Source organism: Stenotrophomonas sp. B1-1 (genome assembly GCF_010894375.1).
GTDB lineage: Bacteria > Pseudomonadota > Gammaproteobacteria > Xanthomonadales > Xanthomonadaceae > Stenotrophomonas.
In genome coordinates this window covers 203,338-217,658 of sequence record NZ_JAAIUZ010000013.1, presented here as the reverse complement: position 1 = coordinate 217,658, position 14,321 = coordinate 203,338, and the positions used below count along the sequence as shown (strand labels likewise).

Annotated in this window: 14 protein-coding genes and 1 tRNA gene; 11 read left to right on the top strand and 4 right to left on the bottom strand. The window is 66.5% G+C overall.

Features of this window, described 5'->3' with window-relative positions; all coding sequences use genetic code 11:
* Positions 1–18: 18 nt before the first annotated feature.
* Positions 19–2,406: a peptidoglycan-binding domain-containing protein gene (locus G4G00_RS12610; RefSeq protein ID WP_164274049.1), complete on the top strand. Its 2,388-nt coding sequence runs from the start codon at positions 19–21 to the stop codon at positions 2,404–2,406.
* A 144-nt stretch (positions 2,407–2,550) separates the two neighbouring features.
* Here the strand turns inward: G4G00_RS12610 and G4G00_RS12605 are convergent, their stop codons facing one another.
* Positions 2,551–2,916 (bottom strand): XVIPCD domain-containing protein, encoded by a 366-nt coding sequence (locus G4G00_RS12605; RefSeq protein ID WP_240336150.1) that lies wholly within the window; start codon positions 2,914–2,916, stop codon positions 2,551–2,553.
* Between the two features lie 566 nt (positions 2,917–3,482).
* Entirely contained in the window at positions 3,483–3,791 is a 309-nt protein-coding gene (locus tag G4G00_RS12600; protein WP_159093926.1) for a hypothetical protein, read from the bottom strand.
* A 28-nt stretch (positions 3,792–3,819) separates the two neighbouring features.
* Between G4G00_RS12600 and G4G00_RS12595 the strand changes: the two genes are divergently transcribed.
* The 5 genes from G4G00_RS12595 to G4G00_RS12575 all read left to right on the top strand — a co-directional run bounded on the left by G4G00_RS12595 (position 3,820) and on the right by G4G00_RS12575 (position 8,609).
* Complete coding sequence (locus tag G4G00_RS12595; RefSeq protein WP_108751867.1) at positions 3,820–4,155, top strand: hypothetical protein; 336 nt, start codon at positions 3,820–3,822, stop codon at positions 4,153–4,155.
* Between the two features lie 666 nt (positions 4,156–4,821).
* The gene (gene dusA / locus G4G00_RS12590) at positions 4,822–5,817 is read left to right on the top strand and encodes a tRNA dihydrouridine(20/20a) synthase DusA (protein WP_164274046.1); all 996 of its coding nucleotides are present in this window, start codon (positions 4,822–4,824) and stop codon (positions 5,815–5,817) included.
* A 212-nt stretch (positions 5,818–6,029) separates the two neighbouring features.
* Positions 6,030–6,404 carry a hypothetical protein gene (locus tag G4G00_RS12585; RefSeq protein ID WP_164274043.1) on the top strand — a complete coding sequence of 125 codons (375 nt, stop codon included), beginning with the start codon at positions 6,030–6,032 and terminating at the stop codon, positions 6,402–6,404.
* 71 nt (positions 6,405–6,475) lie between these two features.
* Positions 6,476–7,159, top strand: a complete 684-nt coding sequence (locus tag G4G00_RS12580) for a response regulator transcription factor (protein WP_053520384.1) — start codon at positions 6,476–6,478, stop codon at positions 7,157–7,159.
* Positions 7,160–7,184: 25 nt separating this feature from the next.
* Complete coding sequence (locus G4G00_RS12575; protein ID WP_164274041.1) at positions 7,185–8,609, top strand: sensor histidine kinase; 1,425 nt, start codon at positions 7,185–7,187, stop codon at positions 8,607–8,609.
* A 67-nt stretch (positions 8,610–8,676) separates the two neighbouring features.
* Here G4G00_RS12575 and G4G00_RS12570 read toward each other — a convergent pair whose 3' ends face one another.
* Both G4G00_RS12570 and G4G00_RS12565 read right to left on the bottom strand, forming a co-directional pair.
* Positions 8,677–9,423, bottom strand: a complete 747-nt coding sequence (locus G4G00_RS12570; RefSeq protein WP_164274038.1) for a M90 family metallopeptidase — start codon at positions 9,421–9,423, stop codon at positions 8,677–8,679.
* 8 nt (positions 9,424–9,431) lie between these two features.
* Positions 9,432–9,707, bottom strand: a complete 276-nt coding sequence (locus tag G4G00_RS12565; protein ID WP_108748150.1) for a hypothetical protein — start codon at positions 9,705–9,707, stop codon at positions 9,432–9,434.
* A 131-nt stretch (positions 9,708–9,838) separates the two neighbouring features.
* On the opposite strand from G4G00_RS12565, the gene birA reads away from it, so the two are divergent.
* The 5 genes from birA (at position 9,839) to G4G00_RS12540 (ending at position 13,906) form a co-directional block, all read left to right on the top strand.
* A complete protein-coding gene (birA, locus tag G4G00_RS12560) occupies positions 9,839–10,804 on the top strand; it encodes a bifunctional biotin--[acetyl-CoA-carboxylase] ligase/biotin operon repressor BirA (protein WP_164274035.1) in 966 nt (321 codons plus the stop codon).
* A complete protein-coding gene (locus tag G4G00_RS12555; RefSeq protein WP_108751872.1) occupies positions 10,801–11,532 on the top strand; it encodes a type III pantothenate kinase in 732 nt (243 codons plus the stop codon). The genes birA and G4G00_RS12555 overlap by 4 nt, the downstream gene beginning before the upstream one ends.
* Positions 11,533–11,541: 9 nt before the next feature.
* Positions 11,542–12,390, top strand: a complete 849-nt coding sequence (locus G4G00_RS12550; protein ID WP_164274031.1) for an SPOR domain-containing protein — start codon at positions 11,542–11,544, stop codon at positions 12,388–12,390.
* Positions 12,391–12,435: 45 nt separating this feature from the next.
* Positions 12,436–12,511 (top strand) — tRNA-Thr (locus tag G4G00_RS12545).
* A 174-nt stretch (positions 12,512–12,685) separates the two neighbouring features.
* Positions 12,686–13,906 (top strand): integrase arm-type DNA-binding domain-containing protein, encoded by a 1,221-nt coding sequence (locus tag G4G00_RS12540; protein ID WP_164274028.1) that lies wholly within the window; start codon positions 12,686–12,688, stop codon positions 13,904–13,906.
* Positions 13,907–14,321 lie beyond the last annotated feature (415 nt).

The following is a 14,321-nucleotide window of genomic DNA, read 5'->3' as shown; positions in this document are numbered from 1 at the left end:
CGTAAGGAGACCTGCAGCATGGACGTGGTGACCGACGCAAAGAAGGCGATCGACGGCTGGCATCGCGGCCAGACGTCTGCCAGCTATGAAACCAGCAATCGCGGGCCCGGCTGGATCTCCTCCGGCAGGGGCGACCACGGCGGCGTGTCCTATGGCACCTACCAGTTCGCCAGCGCGGTGGGCGGGGTGGACGAATACCTGGCGGGCTCGCGCTACGGTGCCCAGTTCCGTGGCCTGACGCCGGCCACCCAGGCCTTCAACGATCGCTGGAAAGAGGTCGCCGAGCGCGACAAGGGGGCCTTCGCCAGTGACCAGCACGACTTCATCCAGCACCATTACTACGACAAACAGCTGGGTCGCCTGAAGGACGCGGGCGTGGATCTGCAGGGTCGTGGCCCGGCGGTGCAGGACGCGCTGTGGAGCACCTCGGTGCAGTACCGCAACATGACACGGGGCGTCTTCGTCAACGGCCTGAAGGCGGCCTACGGCGACGATTACAAGCTGTCCGAGCTGAGCGACGAACAGATCGTGCGCGCGGTGCAGGACTACAAGCACGACAACGTGCAAAGGCACTTCGAAAGCTCACCCACGCAATGGCCTGCGCTGCGCGAACGCACGCTCAATGAAAAGGCGGATCTGGTCGGGTTGGCGCGGTACGAGCAGGTCAACCGCCACCCGCAGGACTACCAGGGCAAGACCTACGAACAGGCGTTCGGCGAGCCGCTGCATCGCCCACGTGGCGGCCATGCCGCACGCGCCGCGATGGCCGACGGCGTGCTGGTGCAGGGTGAGCGCGGTGCCGAAGTGCAGGCCCTGCAGCAGAAGCTGGCGCAGGCCGGCTACACCGGCAAGGACGGCAAGGCGCTGAACCCCGATGGCGATTTCGGCGGCAACACCGAACATGCGGTGCGCCAGTTCCAGAAGGCGCATGGTCTTGAGGAGGATGGCAAGGCCGGCCGCGATACGCTGGCCGCGCTGGGCGCGGGAACGCAGACGCGTGCGCCGGCGGCCGAGCGCAGCCACGCGCAGGCACCGGCCCCAGCTGCCGCCGCTGCCCCTGGGGGTGGCCGCATCACGGTGGTCGAACCGTACGGCAACGTCACAAGCAACCGCACGCTGGACCACGGCATGAGCGGGGAGGCGGCCTATCGCCTGCTGAAGATCCACCATCCCAACACCAATGCCGAAGCCGTGCGTACCGGCGATGCCAGCAAGGCCGACCGCCAGTCGGGCATGGTGGAAGGCGAAATGGAGAACATCCGCACCAGCGGCGACCGGAACGGCATTCCGCTGGTGCGCAAGGACCTGATCCTGACCGACCGCCTGGCCAACCGCGACGTGATGATCCCCACGCCGGTGGCCGGTTACGTGCAGTTCCTGAAGGACCCGACCAACGGCATCGCCATCTACAGCCACCCCGCCGGCGATCCGCGGCGCGAACTGGTTGGCCAGGTGCTGCACGGCGCGGTGGGGTCCTCGCCGTACAAGAACGGCGACTTCGTCGAATACGGCGCGCCGCTGGTGAAGCAGTCGAACGCAGGCACCAAGGCCGTGCACGCGCACATCGAAGTGGAACCCGAGCAGTTCCGCCGCTACCTGGGCGACATGCTCAACGACCGCATCACCCTGGGCGGCAAGGTGCATGCGCAGGGCCCCGACGCCGCGCAGGCCGCACACAGCGCAGCGCCGGCGCCGATGGCCGACGGCATGCTGGTGAAGGGCGAACGCGGCGATGAGGTCAAGGCGCTGCAGGGCAAGCTGGCGGCGCTGGGTTACACCGCGGCCGACGGCACGGCACTGGGCGTGGATGGCATCTTCGGCAAGGACACCTTGGCGGCGGTGAAGCAGTTCCAGGCCAGCAACGGCCTGGACGACGACGGCAAGGCAGGGCGCCTGACCCTGGCCCGTCTGGCCGACCCGGCTGCGGTGAAGGCGGGGGCGCATGCCGCCACCGATCCGGCGCGCAGCGAACCGGCACGTACCGAACCTGCCGCTGCGGCGGCCGCGCCCAGCATGCGCGACGCTGGCCATGCCGAGAACCCGCGTTTCAGCCAGGCCCTGGAAAAGCTGCAGGCGCTGCAGCAGCAACGCGCGCAGGCCGGGCTGTGCCCGCTGTTCGGCAGCGCACAGGAAACCGAACGTGCCGCCGGCCAGCTGGCCTACGAGAGCAAGGTGGCCGGCATGCGCCAGATCGACCATGTGGTCGCGCGCCCGGATGGCAGCGGGCTGTTCGCGGTGCAGGGCGCATTGGGCGACCCGGCCGCGCAGCGCGCCTTCGTGGACCGCCAGCAGGCCGTTTCCCAGTCGGTGGAAGCCAGCACCCGGCAGAGCGCGGAACTGGACAGCCAGTTCAACCAGCGCGCGCAGGACCAGCAGCAGGAGCAGCTGAAGGGGCGCGCGCAGTAGAGCAGCGGGGCCTGCAGCGAACGCTGGGCACGGCCGGTTGGCGCCGGCCGTGGGCGGCCAACGGCCGGCGCCGCGAACCAGGCTGCTGCCGTAATCGCAGAAAGCAGGGAAAGGGTGGCCATCTGCATGAGCGGTGGACTACTCCTACCCCATGCGCATCGCGGCTCGCGTCTGCTCTTGGGCGTGGTCTTGCTGGGCAATCTGTTGCTGTGCCTGCGAAATCTGCTCGGCCTTGGCGAGCGACTCCTCCACGGGTGTGTTGATCGCTTCGCTGATCGCAACCGATGCGCGCTGATGTGCCGGGTTGTCGAGCTCGCCCTGCACGACGAACATGCGCTGCCCAGAGCCGTTGGTAGGCGGATTACCCAGCACGACGTGATCGACGCGTTCCAGGCCGTTGCTCTTGGCCGTTGCCAACAGACTGGCGGAGAGGCGTTCGCTGGTTGGATCAAACTCACGGCCGTGCTGCTGGTCAATACCAGCAACGCCCTTGCGGATGGACTGCAGCATCTCTCGATCTCCTTCCATGGAAAGTGAGCTGGATGACGAGCCACGTTCCTTCGGTGCGTCGACAGGTTCACGGGGGCATCGCGGGACGTATTCTGCTGTCGCTCAAGTGCGTCTATGCTTTCGCGGATTTCCAGTGGGGTGTCGGTCAGCCCACCAATCTCGGACGCGATCACGCGCTCGCCGGTAACGCGATACACCGTATCGCTGGTCCATGATGCACAGGTATTCGAATAACCCCAGGTTACCTTTTCACGCGATGCTGCCTCGAACTCGCGCAACTGTTCGGAGGACAAAGCGTAATATCGGCTTGCCGTTGCGTCGAAGTTGTCCTCGATGCCGCGACGGATGTCGGTGGCGGGTGGCGTCGTCTCCTTGCCGAAGCGCGGATGGTTTGCGGGCCACAGCCCGTAGGCCTCGGTCTTGCCGTCACGGGTGATGGTGAGCCAGGCGTGCCCATCAATCAGGGGCGCACCGGGCTTCGTGTTCGTATGGATGCCCAGTACCACGCGCTCTTGGGGCTGCTTCTCTTGATCAGACATCCGTATCCTCCTGCGTGTGCACGGTGATCAGGGATAGACCTGTTTCTCACCGTCGGAATGCACAACGACCACCCGTGATCCATCGTAGGGGAGGTGTACTTCCGCCTGCCACGTGTCATCCAGTGGGATCACCGATCTGGCCATGGGTTCGCAGGGGGCACCCACTGCGCAGCGTCCAATGACCACGCGTAACGTGTCGCCGACGCGTTCGTAATCCACGCCGCCGGAGTAGTGGCTGCTTTCAGGCCGGACCTTGTAGCGCAGTGCGATCTCGGTTGCTGAGCGCGCTTGAACGCTGATGGGCTCGACCATCGATTGCGGATAAACCGGATTCATCCTTGCTCCTGAACATGCGGGAAGGGTGATGACGAAAAGAACTGCCATTGCCATTGCCTTGAATGCCGGTTGGCGTGGCTTCCTGGGTGACATGTCCACAACGACTCTCTTGTGTCCATCCATGAGCCGCGATCTAAACATGTTGTGCATTTTTCGCGCAAGCAAAGACAAGATTCATTACGTCAAGGTGGATATGTCTGAGTGCATCGTCCGCCGTTGCCCCATGACGGTGGCCAGCGGTGATGGTGGTCAAGACGAAGCCGGAAAGTACAAAAAAGAGATCCGCGCCGGCATCGGCGTACAGGGCAATTCCGTCAAGCAGCCCCGGCCCCGGCAGATACTGGATATCGCCCCCCTCAAATAAAAAGCCACGACGGCCATGGCCGCCAGGCCGCGCAGGATCTGCAGCGAGTAGTACCGGTCCCGTTCCATGTGATGGCCTCTTTGAGGGCGCGCATGCTACTGAGCTGGGCGGTGCGCTGAAGAGTCAGACGTGGCACTGGGCACTCAAGCAACCGGCGCTACAGAGTCCTCGGGTGATTTCTCAGGTTGCAGTACCGCGCGGTGCAACGACTCGGGCCGAACCTCGGGGACGGGGTCCGCGAGCAGCTTCGCGCCCTTCTTGTGGGCAGCCCGTTTCAGCAGCTCCGACAGGTAGCCCAGCGCTACGTTCATGGTCGCGGGCGAACAAGCAGGGATAATGACCCTCTGCGGACATGTGGTCGCCGCCGATGCGCTGCCTGGCCGGGATGTGGCAAAGGCTCTCCTGCAGGCGCGTTCCCGCTTCACGCGGTCCGCCCAGGCCTTGGCGGCCGTCTTGGTAGGGAAGGCCCGGGTTTGGTCTTTGTGGCCCTTGCGGCGCACCATAGCGCGCAAGGGGCCGTTGCGGTTCTGCGGTGTCGCCATCGGTGTGCCAGCCCGTGTTGTGCCAAGGCGTGCCTGGTACACCAATGGTGCAGATGAGCGGGAAAACACGGGAAGTATCGGGAAATTTGGGGCGCTTCCGGGTGCCAGTATTGATGGTAAGTCTATGAAATCGTTGAATTTGAATGATATCCGTCTGTCCGTCGCCCCCATGATGGACTGGACCGATCGCCATTGCCGCGTGTTCCACCGCGTGCTGGCGCCCGGCGCGCGGCTGTACACGGAAATGGTGCACGCCAACGCCGTCATCCACGGCGATCGCGAGCGCCTGCTCGGCTTCGACGGCAGCGAACAGCCGCTGGCCCTGCAGTTGGGCGGCAGCGATCCGGCCCTGCTGGCGCAGGCCGCGCGCATCGCCGCCGACTGGGGCTACGACGAAGTGAACCTCAACTGCGGCTGCCCGTCCGACCGCGTGCAGGCAGGCCGTTTCGGTGCCTGCCTGATGCGCGAACCGGAGCTGGTGGCCGAGTGCGTGGCGGCCATGGTCGCGGCGGTGGACATTCCGGTAACGGTGAAGTGCCGGCTGGGCGTGGACGAGGACAACGATTACGCGGTGTTCGCCGCGTTCGTCGATCGCCAGGTGCAGGCCGGCGCGGCGATGGTGGTGGTGCACGCGCGCAACGCCTGGTTGAAGGGCCTTTCGCCGAAGGAAAACCGCGAAGTGCCGCCGCTGAAGTACGACTGGGCCTACCGCCTGAAGCAGGAGCGCCCGGCGCTTCCGGTAGTCATCAACGGCGGCCTGGCAACGGTGGACGCGGTGCAGGCCCAGGCCGCACACGTCGATGGCGTGATGCTGGGCCGCGCGGCCTACCACGACCCCTACCTGCTGCATCAGCTGGAGGCGCTGCACACCGGCGCACCGCTGCGCCCGCGCGGCGACCTGCTGCGCGCGCTGCGCCCCTACGTGCAGGCACGCCTGGACGAAGGCCTGGCGTTGAAGCACATCACCCGCCACCTGCTGGGCCTGTTCCACGGCCAGCCCGGTGGCCGCGCGTTCCGCCAGGTGCTGAGCGAGGGCGCCCACCGCCCCGGCGCCGAATGGGCACTCATCGAGCAGGCGCTGGCGGTGACCGAGCGCGAGGCCGACCGCGCCGCAGCGTGATTGCAGTCACATTCCTGACTTGACAAGCGCAGTTGATTCGTCCCGAATGTTCACTTAGATGAACGAAGCGGAGGCGGTCCCGGAAAAGTTCAGACCGGATTCACTGCGCAAAACCAAGAATTTGCAAAAGATTTGTAAAGGTCGGGCCTGGCGCCCGATCCCCGGATTTACGACTTTTGAACAAATTGCCGTGCTCGGCTAGGATCGCTTCGATGTCTTCCGCTCCCTTCCACCGCCGTTTTGCCCTGGCCACCTTCGTGGTGCTGGCTGCTGCGCCGCTGTCTTCGGCGCTGGCACAACAGCCGCCGCGCGGCGACCACGGGCGGGCGGAGATGATGGACCGCAGCGACCGCGGTGGCCGTGGCGACGAACGCTCGTTGTCCGACGCCGTGCGCCGGGTGCAGCGCACCACCGGCGGCCACATCCTGGGCGCCGAGCGGGTGCCGTTCGATGGTCGTGACATCAACCGGGTGAAATACATGGACGACCGGGGCCGGGTCCGCTACATGGACGATCCCGCCCCGGCACGTTCACAGCCGCGCACGCCGCGGTCGGATATGTCATCACTACGCGGCGATAACCCCTGAACAGGGATAGTTGCCGCATCACCCCGTACCCACAGGCCTGCGGGCCACACCCAGCACACTAGGGAGAGTTCATGCGTATCCTTCTGGTCGAAGACGAAGCCCCGCTGCGTGAGACCCTGGCAGCCCGGCTCAAGCGCGAAGGTTTTGCCGTCGATGCAGCACAGGACGGCGAAGAAGGCCTCTATATGGGCCGCGAAGTGCCGTTCGACGTCGGCATCATCGACCTGGGCCTGCCCAAGATGTCGGGCATGGAGCTGATCAAGGCCCTGCGCGATGAAGGCAAGAAGTTCCCGGTCCTGATCCTGACCGCCCGTTCCAGCTGGCAGGACAAGGTCGAAGGCCTGAAGCAGGGCGCCGACGATTACCTGGTCAAGCCGTTCCATGTGGAAGAGCTGCTGGCCCGCGTCAACGCGCTGCTGCGCCGCGCCGCTGGCTGGAGCAAGCCCACCCTGGAATGCGGCCCGGTGGCCCTGGACCTGGCGGCACAGACGGTCAGCGTGAGCGGCAGCAACGTGGACCTGACCAGCTACGAGTACAAGGTGCTGGAATACCTGATGATGCATGCCGGTGAACTGGTCTCCAAGGCCGACCTCACCGAACACATCTACCAGCAGGATTTCGACCGCGACTCCAACGTGCTGGAAGTGTTCATCGGCCGCCTGCGCAAGAAGCTGGACCCGGACGGCGAACTGAAGCCGATCGAGACCGTGCGCGGCCGCGGCTACCGTTTCGCGATTCCGCGCAACGAGGGCTGAGCCGGCTCACCCTGGCGATAGCATGATGTCCGGCCGTCTGTGGTTCTTCCGACGCTGGCGGCCGCGCTCACTGCAGGCGCGCCAGACGTTTGCCGCGTCCGTGGGCCTGGTCGCGTTCCTGGCCCTGGCCGGTTACGCGCTCGACGCCGCCTTCGCCGATACGGCGAAGGCGAACCTGCGTGAGCGCCTGAAGAACTACGCCACCGCCTATGCGGCCGGCATCGACTTCACCCGCGACCGTTCGCTGTACATCCGCGAACAGCCGCCGGATCCGCGCTTCGACGTGCCCGGCAGTGGTCTGTACCTGCAGGTGGTGATGCCCGACGGCAAGGGCAATTCCATGTCCGCCGAAGGCCCCATGCTGCCCACCGTGGGCGGTGGCCTGCTGGCGCCGCGCCAGGAAGTGTTCGAAGGCCCGCTGCCGATGATCCAGATCGATGGCAGCCAGGGCTCGGTCTACCGCTATGGCCTGGGCCTGGTGTGGGACGCCGACGCCGATCCGGCCACCGAATTCCCGTACACCATCTACGTGATGGAAGACTCGCGCGCGCTGGGTGCGCAGCTGCGCGTGTTCCGCAGCCGCGTCTGGTTCTACCTGGGCGGCATCGGCCTGATCCTGCTGCTGCTGCAGACGGTCATCCTGCAGTGGAGCCTGCGCCCGCTGCGGCGGGTGATCACCGAGTTGACCAAGGTGCAGCGCGGCGAAACCGAGCGCATGAGCGAACGCCACCCGCGCGAGCTGGAGCCGCTGACCGACAGCATCAACGCCTTCATTGAAAGCGAGCGCGAGAACCTGGAGCGCCAGCGCAATACCCTGGCCGACCTGGCGCACAGCCTGAAGACACCCATTGCCGTGCTGCGCACGCAGATGGACAGCGGTGCCGGCGACAATGCGCTGCGCGAAGAACTGGACGTACAGCTGCAGCGCATGAACAACCTGGTGTCCTACCAGCTTGCGCGTGCGGCATCGTCGGGCCACAAGCTGTTCTCTGCACCGCTGCCGATCGAACCCAACGCCGAAGAAATCGTGCGTGGCCTGGAAAAGGTCTACGCCGCCAAGGGCGTGCTGTGCGAATTCGACATCGACCCGGCGGCGCGCTTCCACGGCGAGCCGGGCGACCTGCAGGAACTGCTGGGCAATCTGCTGGAAAACGCCTTCAAATGGGCCAAGCGCCGCGTGCTGCTGACCGCCCAGCCGTTGCCGGCGCCGAACGCGCGCCGCGCCGGCCTGCTGCTGGCGGTGGACGACGATGGCCCGGGCATTGCCCCGGATGACATCGGCAAGGTGCTGCAGCGTGGCGTGCGCGGCGATGAGCGCGTGCAGGGCCACGGCATCGGTCTGTCGATCGTGCAGGACCTGATCAAGGATTACCGCGGCGAACTGCTGGTGGCCCGTTCCAGCGAACTGGACGGCGCCCGCTTCGAAGTACGCCTGCCGCCGGGCCCGTGATCCCCGCCGCTACCGCTGCGTTGTAGAGTCGAGCCATGCTCGACTGCTCTTGGCCTTGGGCGATGATTCACCCGACCATCGCCGGCGGCGCGCCATACAACCGCCGCAGATGCGCGGCGACCTCGGGCAGTGCCTCGGCCAACAGATCCGGCGCGGAAAAATGGTATTCACTGGCCACCGCGAAGAACTCTTCCGGGGCCTCGGCCGCATACGGGTCGATCAGCGTTTCCTCACCCGCATCCACCTGCGCGCAGAAGGCATCGTAGGCCTGCTGGAACGTGGCTGCCCAATCGCGTTGCCAGTCGCGCGGCAGTGGCGGGGTGCCATCCATCGCCCCGTCCAGCGCATCCAGCTTGTGCACCATCTCGTGCACGGCCACGCAGAAGCCGTCGTGCGGCGCGGCCAGGTCGGCCTGCACATCGGCCCACGACAGGATCAGCGGACCGCTGTCCCACGCTTCGCCAATCAGCTCGTCATCCCATTCGTGCAGCACGCCGGCCGCATCCATGTGGCTGCGGTGCACGCGGAACGCATCGGGGTAGATGATCAGCTGCGACCAGCCCTGCAGCCCCACCTCGCCAAATTCCAGCAACGGCAGGCAGCACAGCGCCGCCAGCAGCACGCCGTCGGCCACCTGCAGTTGCAGCCCGCCGACCGGGGTCAGGGTCTTTTCGTGCAGGAAGCGCGTGGCCAATACGCGCAGGCGCGCGCGCCGCGCATCATCCAGGCCGCGCAGCCACGCCGCGCGCTGGCAGGCATCATCCCAATGGGCATCTTCGATCGGCCGCGGCGTCGGCCGCAGCCACTGCAACAACGACCTGATCAGCGGAACATGCCCGGCAGGTAGCTGTGCCACTTCGGTGCGCGGATGCGCGGCAGCACATCGTCATCGCCGCCACCGCCGGTGGTGGTGCTGGCCGCAGGGCGTACCGGCGCCGGCTTGGCTGCCGCGCTGGTGGGCGCGGCGCTGGGCGCGCGCTGCGAAGCGGCATCCCCGGCCGAATACACACAGGCACCCCGGCTGTCATCGAGCGCTGCCGTTGCAGACGCCGCGAAGGGCATCGTCAGCAGGATCAGGCAATGGGCATAACGGCGCATTGACGACATCCACGTTAAGGGGAGGTGAGTTCCCGATCATAGCCCGAACCCGGCCCCGCCGTGGAAGCCCCCCGGCGGGCGCCTGCCCGGCCTTTCCCGCATAATTCCTGCCTGACCTGACGGAAACTGCCGTGGACGATCGCCAACTGCTGGCCAAACTCGCTGCCGGTCGCCTGTCCGGCGATGCCCTGGCCCGTGAGCTGGGCCAGACCCGGGCCGCCATTTGGAAGCGGATTCAAGGACTTAGGGCCGCTGGTGTGGATATCCAGGGGCGCGCGGGCGAGGGCTACGGCCTGACCCGGGTGCTGGAGCTGCTCGACCCCCAGGCCATCCGCAGCCGCCTGCCCGCCGACGCCCAGGCCCTGCTGCACGACCTGCAGGTGGCCTGGACGGTGGACTCCACCAACGCCGAATTGCTGCGCTGCAGCGCGCCCGTGCGCGGGGTCAGCGTGCTGCTGGCCGAGCGCCAGACCGGTGGCCGCGGCCGTCGTGGCCGCAGCTGGGCCTCGCCGCTGGCCGCCCATGTCTACCTGTCGGTGCTGCGCCTGTTCGAAGGCGGCCTGGGCCGTCTGGCCGGGTTGAGCCTGGTAGCCGGCGTGGCCGTGGCCGAAGCGCTGCACGATCTGGGCTTCACCCAGGCGCAGCTGAAGTGGCCCAACGATGTGCTGGTGGACGGTCGCAAGCTGGTCGGCCTGCTGGCCGAAGGCGGTGGCGAGTACGCCGGCCCGGCGCGCGCGGTCATCGGCATCGGCATCAACGTGCATATGCCGCCTGCCTTCGGTGAGGAGATCACCCAGCCGTGGGTGGACCTGGATACGCTGGCCGGCACCGTGGTGGATCGCAACCAGGTGGTGGCCGCCGTGCTGGCGCGCCTGCTGCCGGCGCTGGAAACCTTCGACCGCGATGGCCTGGCGCCGTTCCTGCCGCGCTATGCCGCGCTGGACATGCTGGCCGGCCAGGAAGTGCGTGTGGAACTGGATGGCCAATGGCAGCACGGCACCGCGCTGGGCCTGGCCGACGATGGTGCTCTGCGCGTGCGCATCGATGGCCGCGAGCGCCCGCTGCACGCCGGCGAAGTCAGCGTGAGGGCGGCATGAGCGATTGGTTGTTCGATCTGGGCAATTCGCGTTTCAAGTTCGCGCCGCTGCAGGGCAACCGTGCTGGCGATGTGCAGGCCTGGGCGCACGGCGCCGAAGGCATGGCCGCGCAACCCGAGCACAGCCTGCCCAGCGGGCGCGTCGCCTTCGTTGCCAGCGTGGCCGCACCGTCGCTCACCGCCGCAATGCTGGACCAGTTGCAGCGCCGCTTCGATGAGGTGCGCGTGGTGCGCACCAGCGCCGAATGCGCGGGCGTGCGCATTGCCTATGCGAAGCCGGAAAAGTTCGGCGTGGACCGCTTCCTGGCCCTGCTGGCGGCAGCCACCGCGCAACGGCCGGTGCTGGTGGTCGGCGTAGGCACCGCGCTTACCCTGGACCTGCTGGATGGCAACGGCCAGCACCACGGTGGGCGCATTTCCGCATCGCCCACCACCATGCGCGAAGCCCTGCATGCGCGGGCCGTGCAGTTGCCGGCCACGGGCGGTGATTACAGCGAATTCGCCAACGACACCGCCGATGCGCTGGCGTCGGGCTGCGATGGCGCAGCGGTTGCGCTGATCGAACGCAGCGCGCAGCAGGCGCAAACGCTGCTGGGCATGCCGCCGGCGCTGCTGGTGCATGGCGGCGGCGCACCGGCGCTGATGCCGTTGCTGCCGAGCGCTGACTACCACCCGTCGCTGGTGCTCGATGGCCTGGCCCGCTGGGCGGTGCACCCGGCAGCAGGCTAGTATCGGCGCATGCTGACCCGTGCCCTGATTGTCGTACTGGCCATCCTCAACCTGGGGGTCGCCAGTTGGTGGCTGCTGCGAACCGAACCCACGCGCGCGCCTGCGCCAACGCCGCCCAGCGGCGTGGCCGAACTGCGCTGGCTGCCCGGCGGCACCGACGCGGTGGCCGTGGCACAGACCGCTGCCTCGCCGACCGAAGCGCTGGTAGCGCGCGAAGCCGCGCCGGGCGCCGCGCTGGCGCCTGCTGACGCACCGGTTGTTGCGCCCACTCCGACCGCCGCGCCGCAGCCCACCGCCGCCGCGCCGCTGGCCGCCGTGGCCAAGCCCGCCGCACCGACCCCGCCGGTCGCCGAAACCCCTGCGCAGGAAAAGCCTGCGCCTGAAAAGCCGGCCGCGCCGCCACGCTGCATCGCGCTGGGGCCGTTTGCCGACCGCGCCGCCGCCGTGACCGCGCAGGGCCGCGCCGGCTCCCTGCTGGCGCCCGCCCGCCTGCGCGAACAGCCGGCCGCCAGCGGCAGTGCCCGCTACCGCGTGCTGCTGCCTGCCGCGGCCAGCCGCGATGACGCGCAGGCCACGGTCAAGCGCATCGTTGCCGCCGGGTTGAGCGATTACTACATCATCGGCCAGGGCGAAGAGGCCAATGCCATTGCCCTGGGCCAGTACCGCAACCGCGAAGGCGCTGAACGCCGCATGGCTGCCGTGCAGGCCGCCGGCTTCCAGCCGCGCCTGGTGGCCAGCGGCGAAGCCGGGCAGTGGTGGCTGGAAGGGCAGTTGGCCAGCGGCAGCGAGCCGGCCCAGGTGCAGCAGCGCAGCGCCGCCGCACAGCAACGGTCGCTGGACTGCACGCGACTGCGCTAGAATCGGGTCCCGGCCGCGCCAGGCGCCGCCGGCGCAGCACCCCATGCCGCTTTAGCTCAGTTGGTAGAGCAACTGTCTTGTAAACAGTAGGTCATCCGTTCGATTCGGATAAGCGGCACCATCCTCCGATCCACTGGCATCCAGGGATGTCCACGGTGCACAATCAACCCGCTGAAATAGCGGGTTTTTTTTGTGCTTTTTTGTCCCCGGCCGTCCATGAGCATCCACCCAGACTGGGGGTGCAATTGGGGGTACATGGGGAATCAAGCAAGAGAGATAGGAGGATGTACCCCCAATGGCCCATAAGTCGTTGACGGATATGGCTGCAAGGAACGCGAAGGGCAAGGAGAAGCCCTACAAGCTTGCGGCAGGAGCAGGGCTTTACCTGCAGGTCATGCCCAACGGGAATCGCTACTGGCGAATGAAGTACCGCCATGCGGGCAAGGAGAAGTTGCTCTCCATCGGGGTCTACCCCGAGGTGACCCTGAAGGAGGCATGTGACAAGCGCGACGCCGCGCGCGCGCAGCTGCGAGATGGCAAGGATCCGTCCGAGGAGAAGCAGCTGGGCAAGCTGAAGGCCCAGTTGTCCGCAGATGGTCGCTTCGGAGCTGTGGCCCTTGAGTGGCTTCAGACAAGGGGAGACCTGGCAGAAAGTACACGGTCCAAGGCCAAGTGGATGCTTGAGACATACGCGTTCCCATGGCTGGGTAAGCGCGCAATCGAGGACATCAGCACTGCAGAGGTTCTGGCAGTTCTCCGCCGGCTTGAAGCCCAGGACAAGATTGAGTCAACCCAACGACTGCGCCAGATCTGCGGCCAGGTGTTTAGATACGCAGTGGCCACCGGTCGGCTTGATCGGGATCCTACTGCCGCCCTGCGAGGGGCCTTGAAGACCGCAAAGAACCGTCACTATGCCTCGATCACGGACCCAGTAAAGATTGGAGAGCTACTGCGGGCGATTGACGGATATACGGGGCAGCTCACGACCCTGTGCGCCCTCAGGCTCGCGCCGCTGGTGTTCGCCCGTCCAGGCGAATTGAGGAGGGCGGAGTGGTCCGAGATCGACTTCGAGACTGGCCAATGGTGCATCCCGGCAGAGAAGATGAAGATGGGCGTCGCTCACATCGTCCCGCTATCAAAGCAGGCCATGACGGTACTCCGTGAGCTTCATCCAGTGACCAGCAAAGGTCGGTACATCTTTCCTTCAGTGCGCAGCTTGCGGGATCCCATGAGCGAGAACACCGTCAACGCGGCACTGCGTAGGCTGGGCTACGGAACTGACGATATGACAGGTCATGGATTTCGGAGCATGGCGTCCACCCTACTGCACGAGATGGGTTGGACTTCTGATGCAATTGAGCGGCAATTGGCTCATGCGGAGCGAAATCCAATCAAAGCAGCTTACAACCGTGCTGAGCATCTTCCAGAACGACGCCGGATGATGCAGGCATGGGCTGACTACTTGGACAAGCTGAGGAGTGGAACGGCTAAGCAAAAGTCGCTGGCAGTTGCGTAAGCACGCCATCTAGACGGATGGGCCTCAGCCAAGAACGCCGATAGTGCATAGCCACCGTCCTGGCGGCGGCTATGCCCAATCTGAGATCCGTTCCCGGCGGGAAGCGGACATGCGGTCCACCAGCACCACGGACTGGCAGCAGCCCAATGCCCGACTCCGCCGCCGGATCGAACACCAGCCCGCTAGGCTCAACCGCCCTGTGCAGCCGACCGGGAGGCGTTTTCCATAGACCTTGTCACTAAGGTTGGCCGGGCCTTGCATGGAGTCGTGGCCCTATATCGTTGGTATTGGGGTCGGACGGAGCTCCAATTTGGCCGCAGGGCGCATGCTAGCGGTGCTTGCGTCCCGACTCTGAGGCTGAAATGCCACAATCCGCGCGGCGCCGGGCGCTGACTGTCGCAATTGGCTTTATTGT

Excerpts from the sequence above, each read along its gene's own strand:
- G4G00_RS12555 (WP_108751872.1), top strand. The coding sequence starts at position 10,801 with ATGAGCGATTGGTTGTTCGATCTGGGCAATTCGCGTTTCAAGTTCGCG.
- G4G00_RS12540 (WP_164274028.1), top strand. The coding sequence starts at position 12,686 with ATGGCCCATAAGTCGTTGACGGATATGGCTGCAAGGAACGCGAAGGGC.
- G4G00_RS12550 (WP_164274031.1), top strand. The coding sequence starts at position 11,542 with ATGCTGACCCGTGCCCTGATTGTCGTACTGGCCATCCTCAACCTGGGG.
- G4G00_RS12605 (WP_240336150.1), bottom strand. The coding sequence starts at position 2,916 with ATGCTGCAGTCCATCCGCAAGGGCGTTGCTGGTATTGACCAGCAGCAC.
- G4G00_RS12565 (WP_108748150.1), bottom strand. The coding sequence starts at position 9,707 with ATGCGCCGTTATGCCCATTGCCTGATCCTGCTGACGATGCCCTTCGCG.
- G4G00_RS12580 (WP_053520384.1), top strand. The coding sequence starts at position 6,476 with ATGCGTATCCTTCTGGTCGAAGACGAAGCCCCGCTGCGTGAGACCCTG.
- G4G00_RS12595 (WP_108751867.1), top strand. The coding sequence starts at position 3,820 with ATGACGAAAAGAACTGCCATTGCCATTGCCTTGAATGCCGGTTGGCGT.
- G4G00_RS12585 (WP_164274043.1), top strand. The coding sequence starts at position 6,030 with ATGTCTTCCGCTCCCTTCCACCGCCGTTTTGCCCTGGCCACCTTCGTG.
- G4G00_RS12575 (WP_164274041.1), top strand. The coding sequence starts at position 7,185 with ATGTCCGGCCGTCTGTGGTTCTTCCGACGCTGGCGGCCGCGCTCACTG.
- G4G00_RS12600 (WP_159093926.1), bottom strand. The coding sequence starts at position 3,791 with ATGAATCCGGTTTATCCGCAATCGATGGTCGAGCCCATCAGCGTTCAA.
- G4G00_RS12610 (WP_164274049.1), top strand. The coding sequence starts at position 19 with ATGGACGTGGTGACCGACGCAAAGAAGGCGATCGACGGCTGGCATCGC.
- dusA (WP_164274046.1), top strand. The coding sequence starts at position 4,822 with ATGAAATCGTTGAATTTGAATGATATCCGTCTGTCCGTCGCCCCCATG.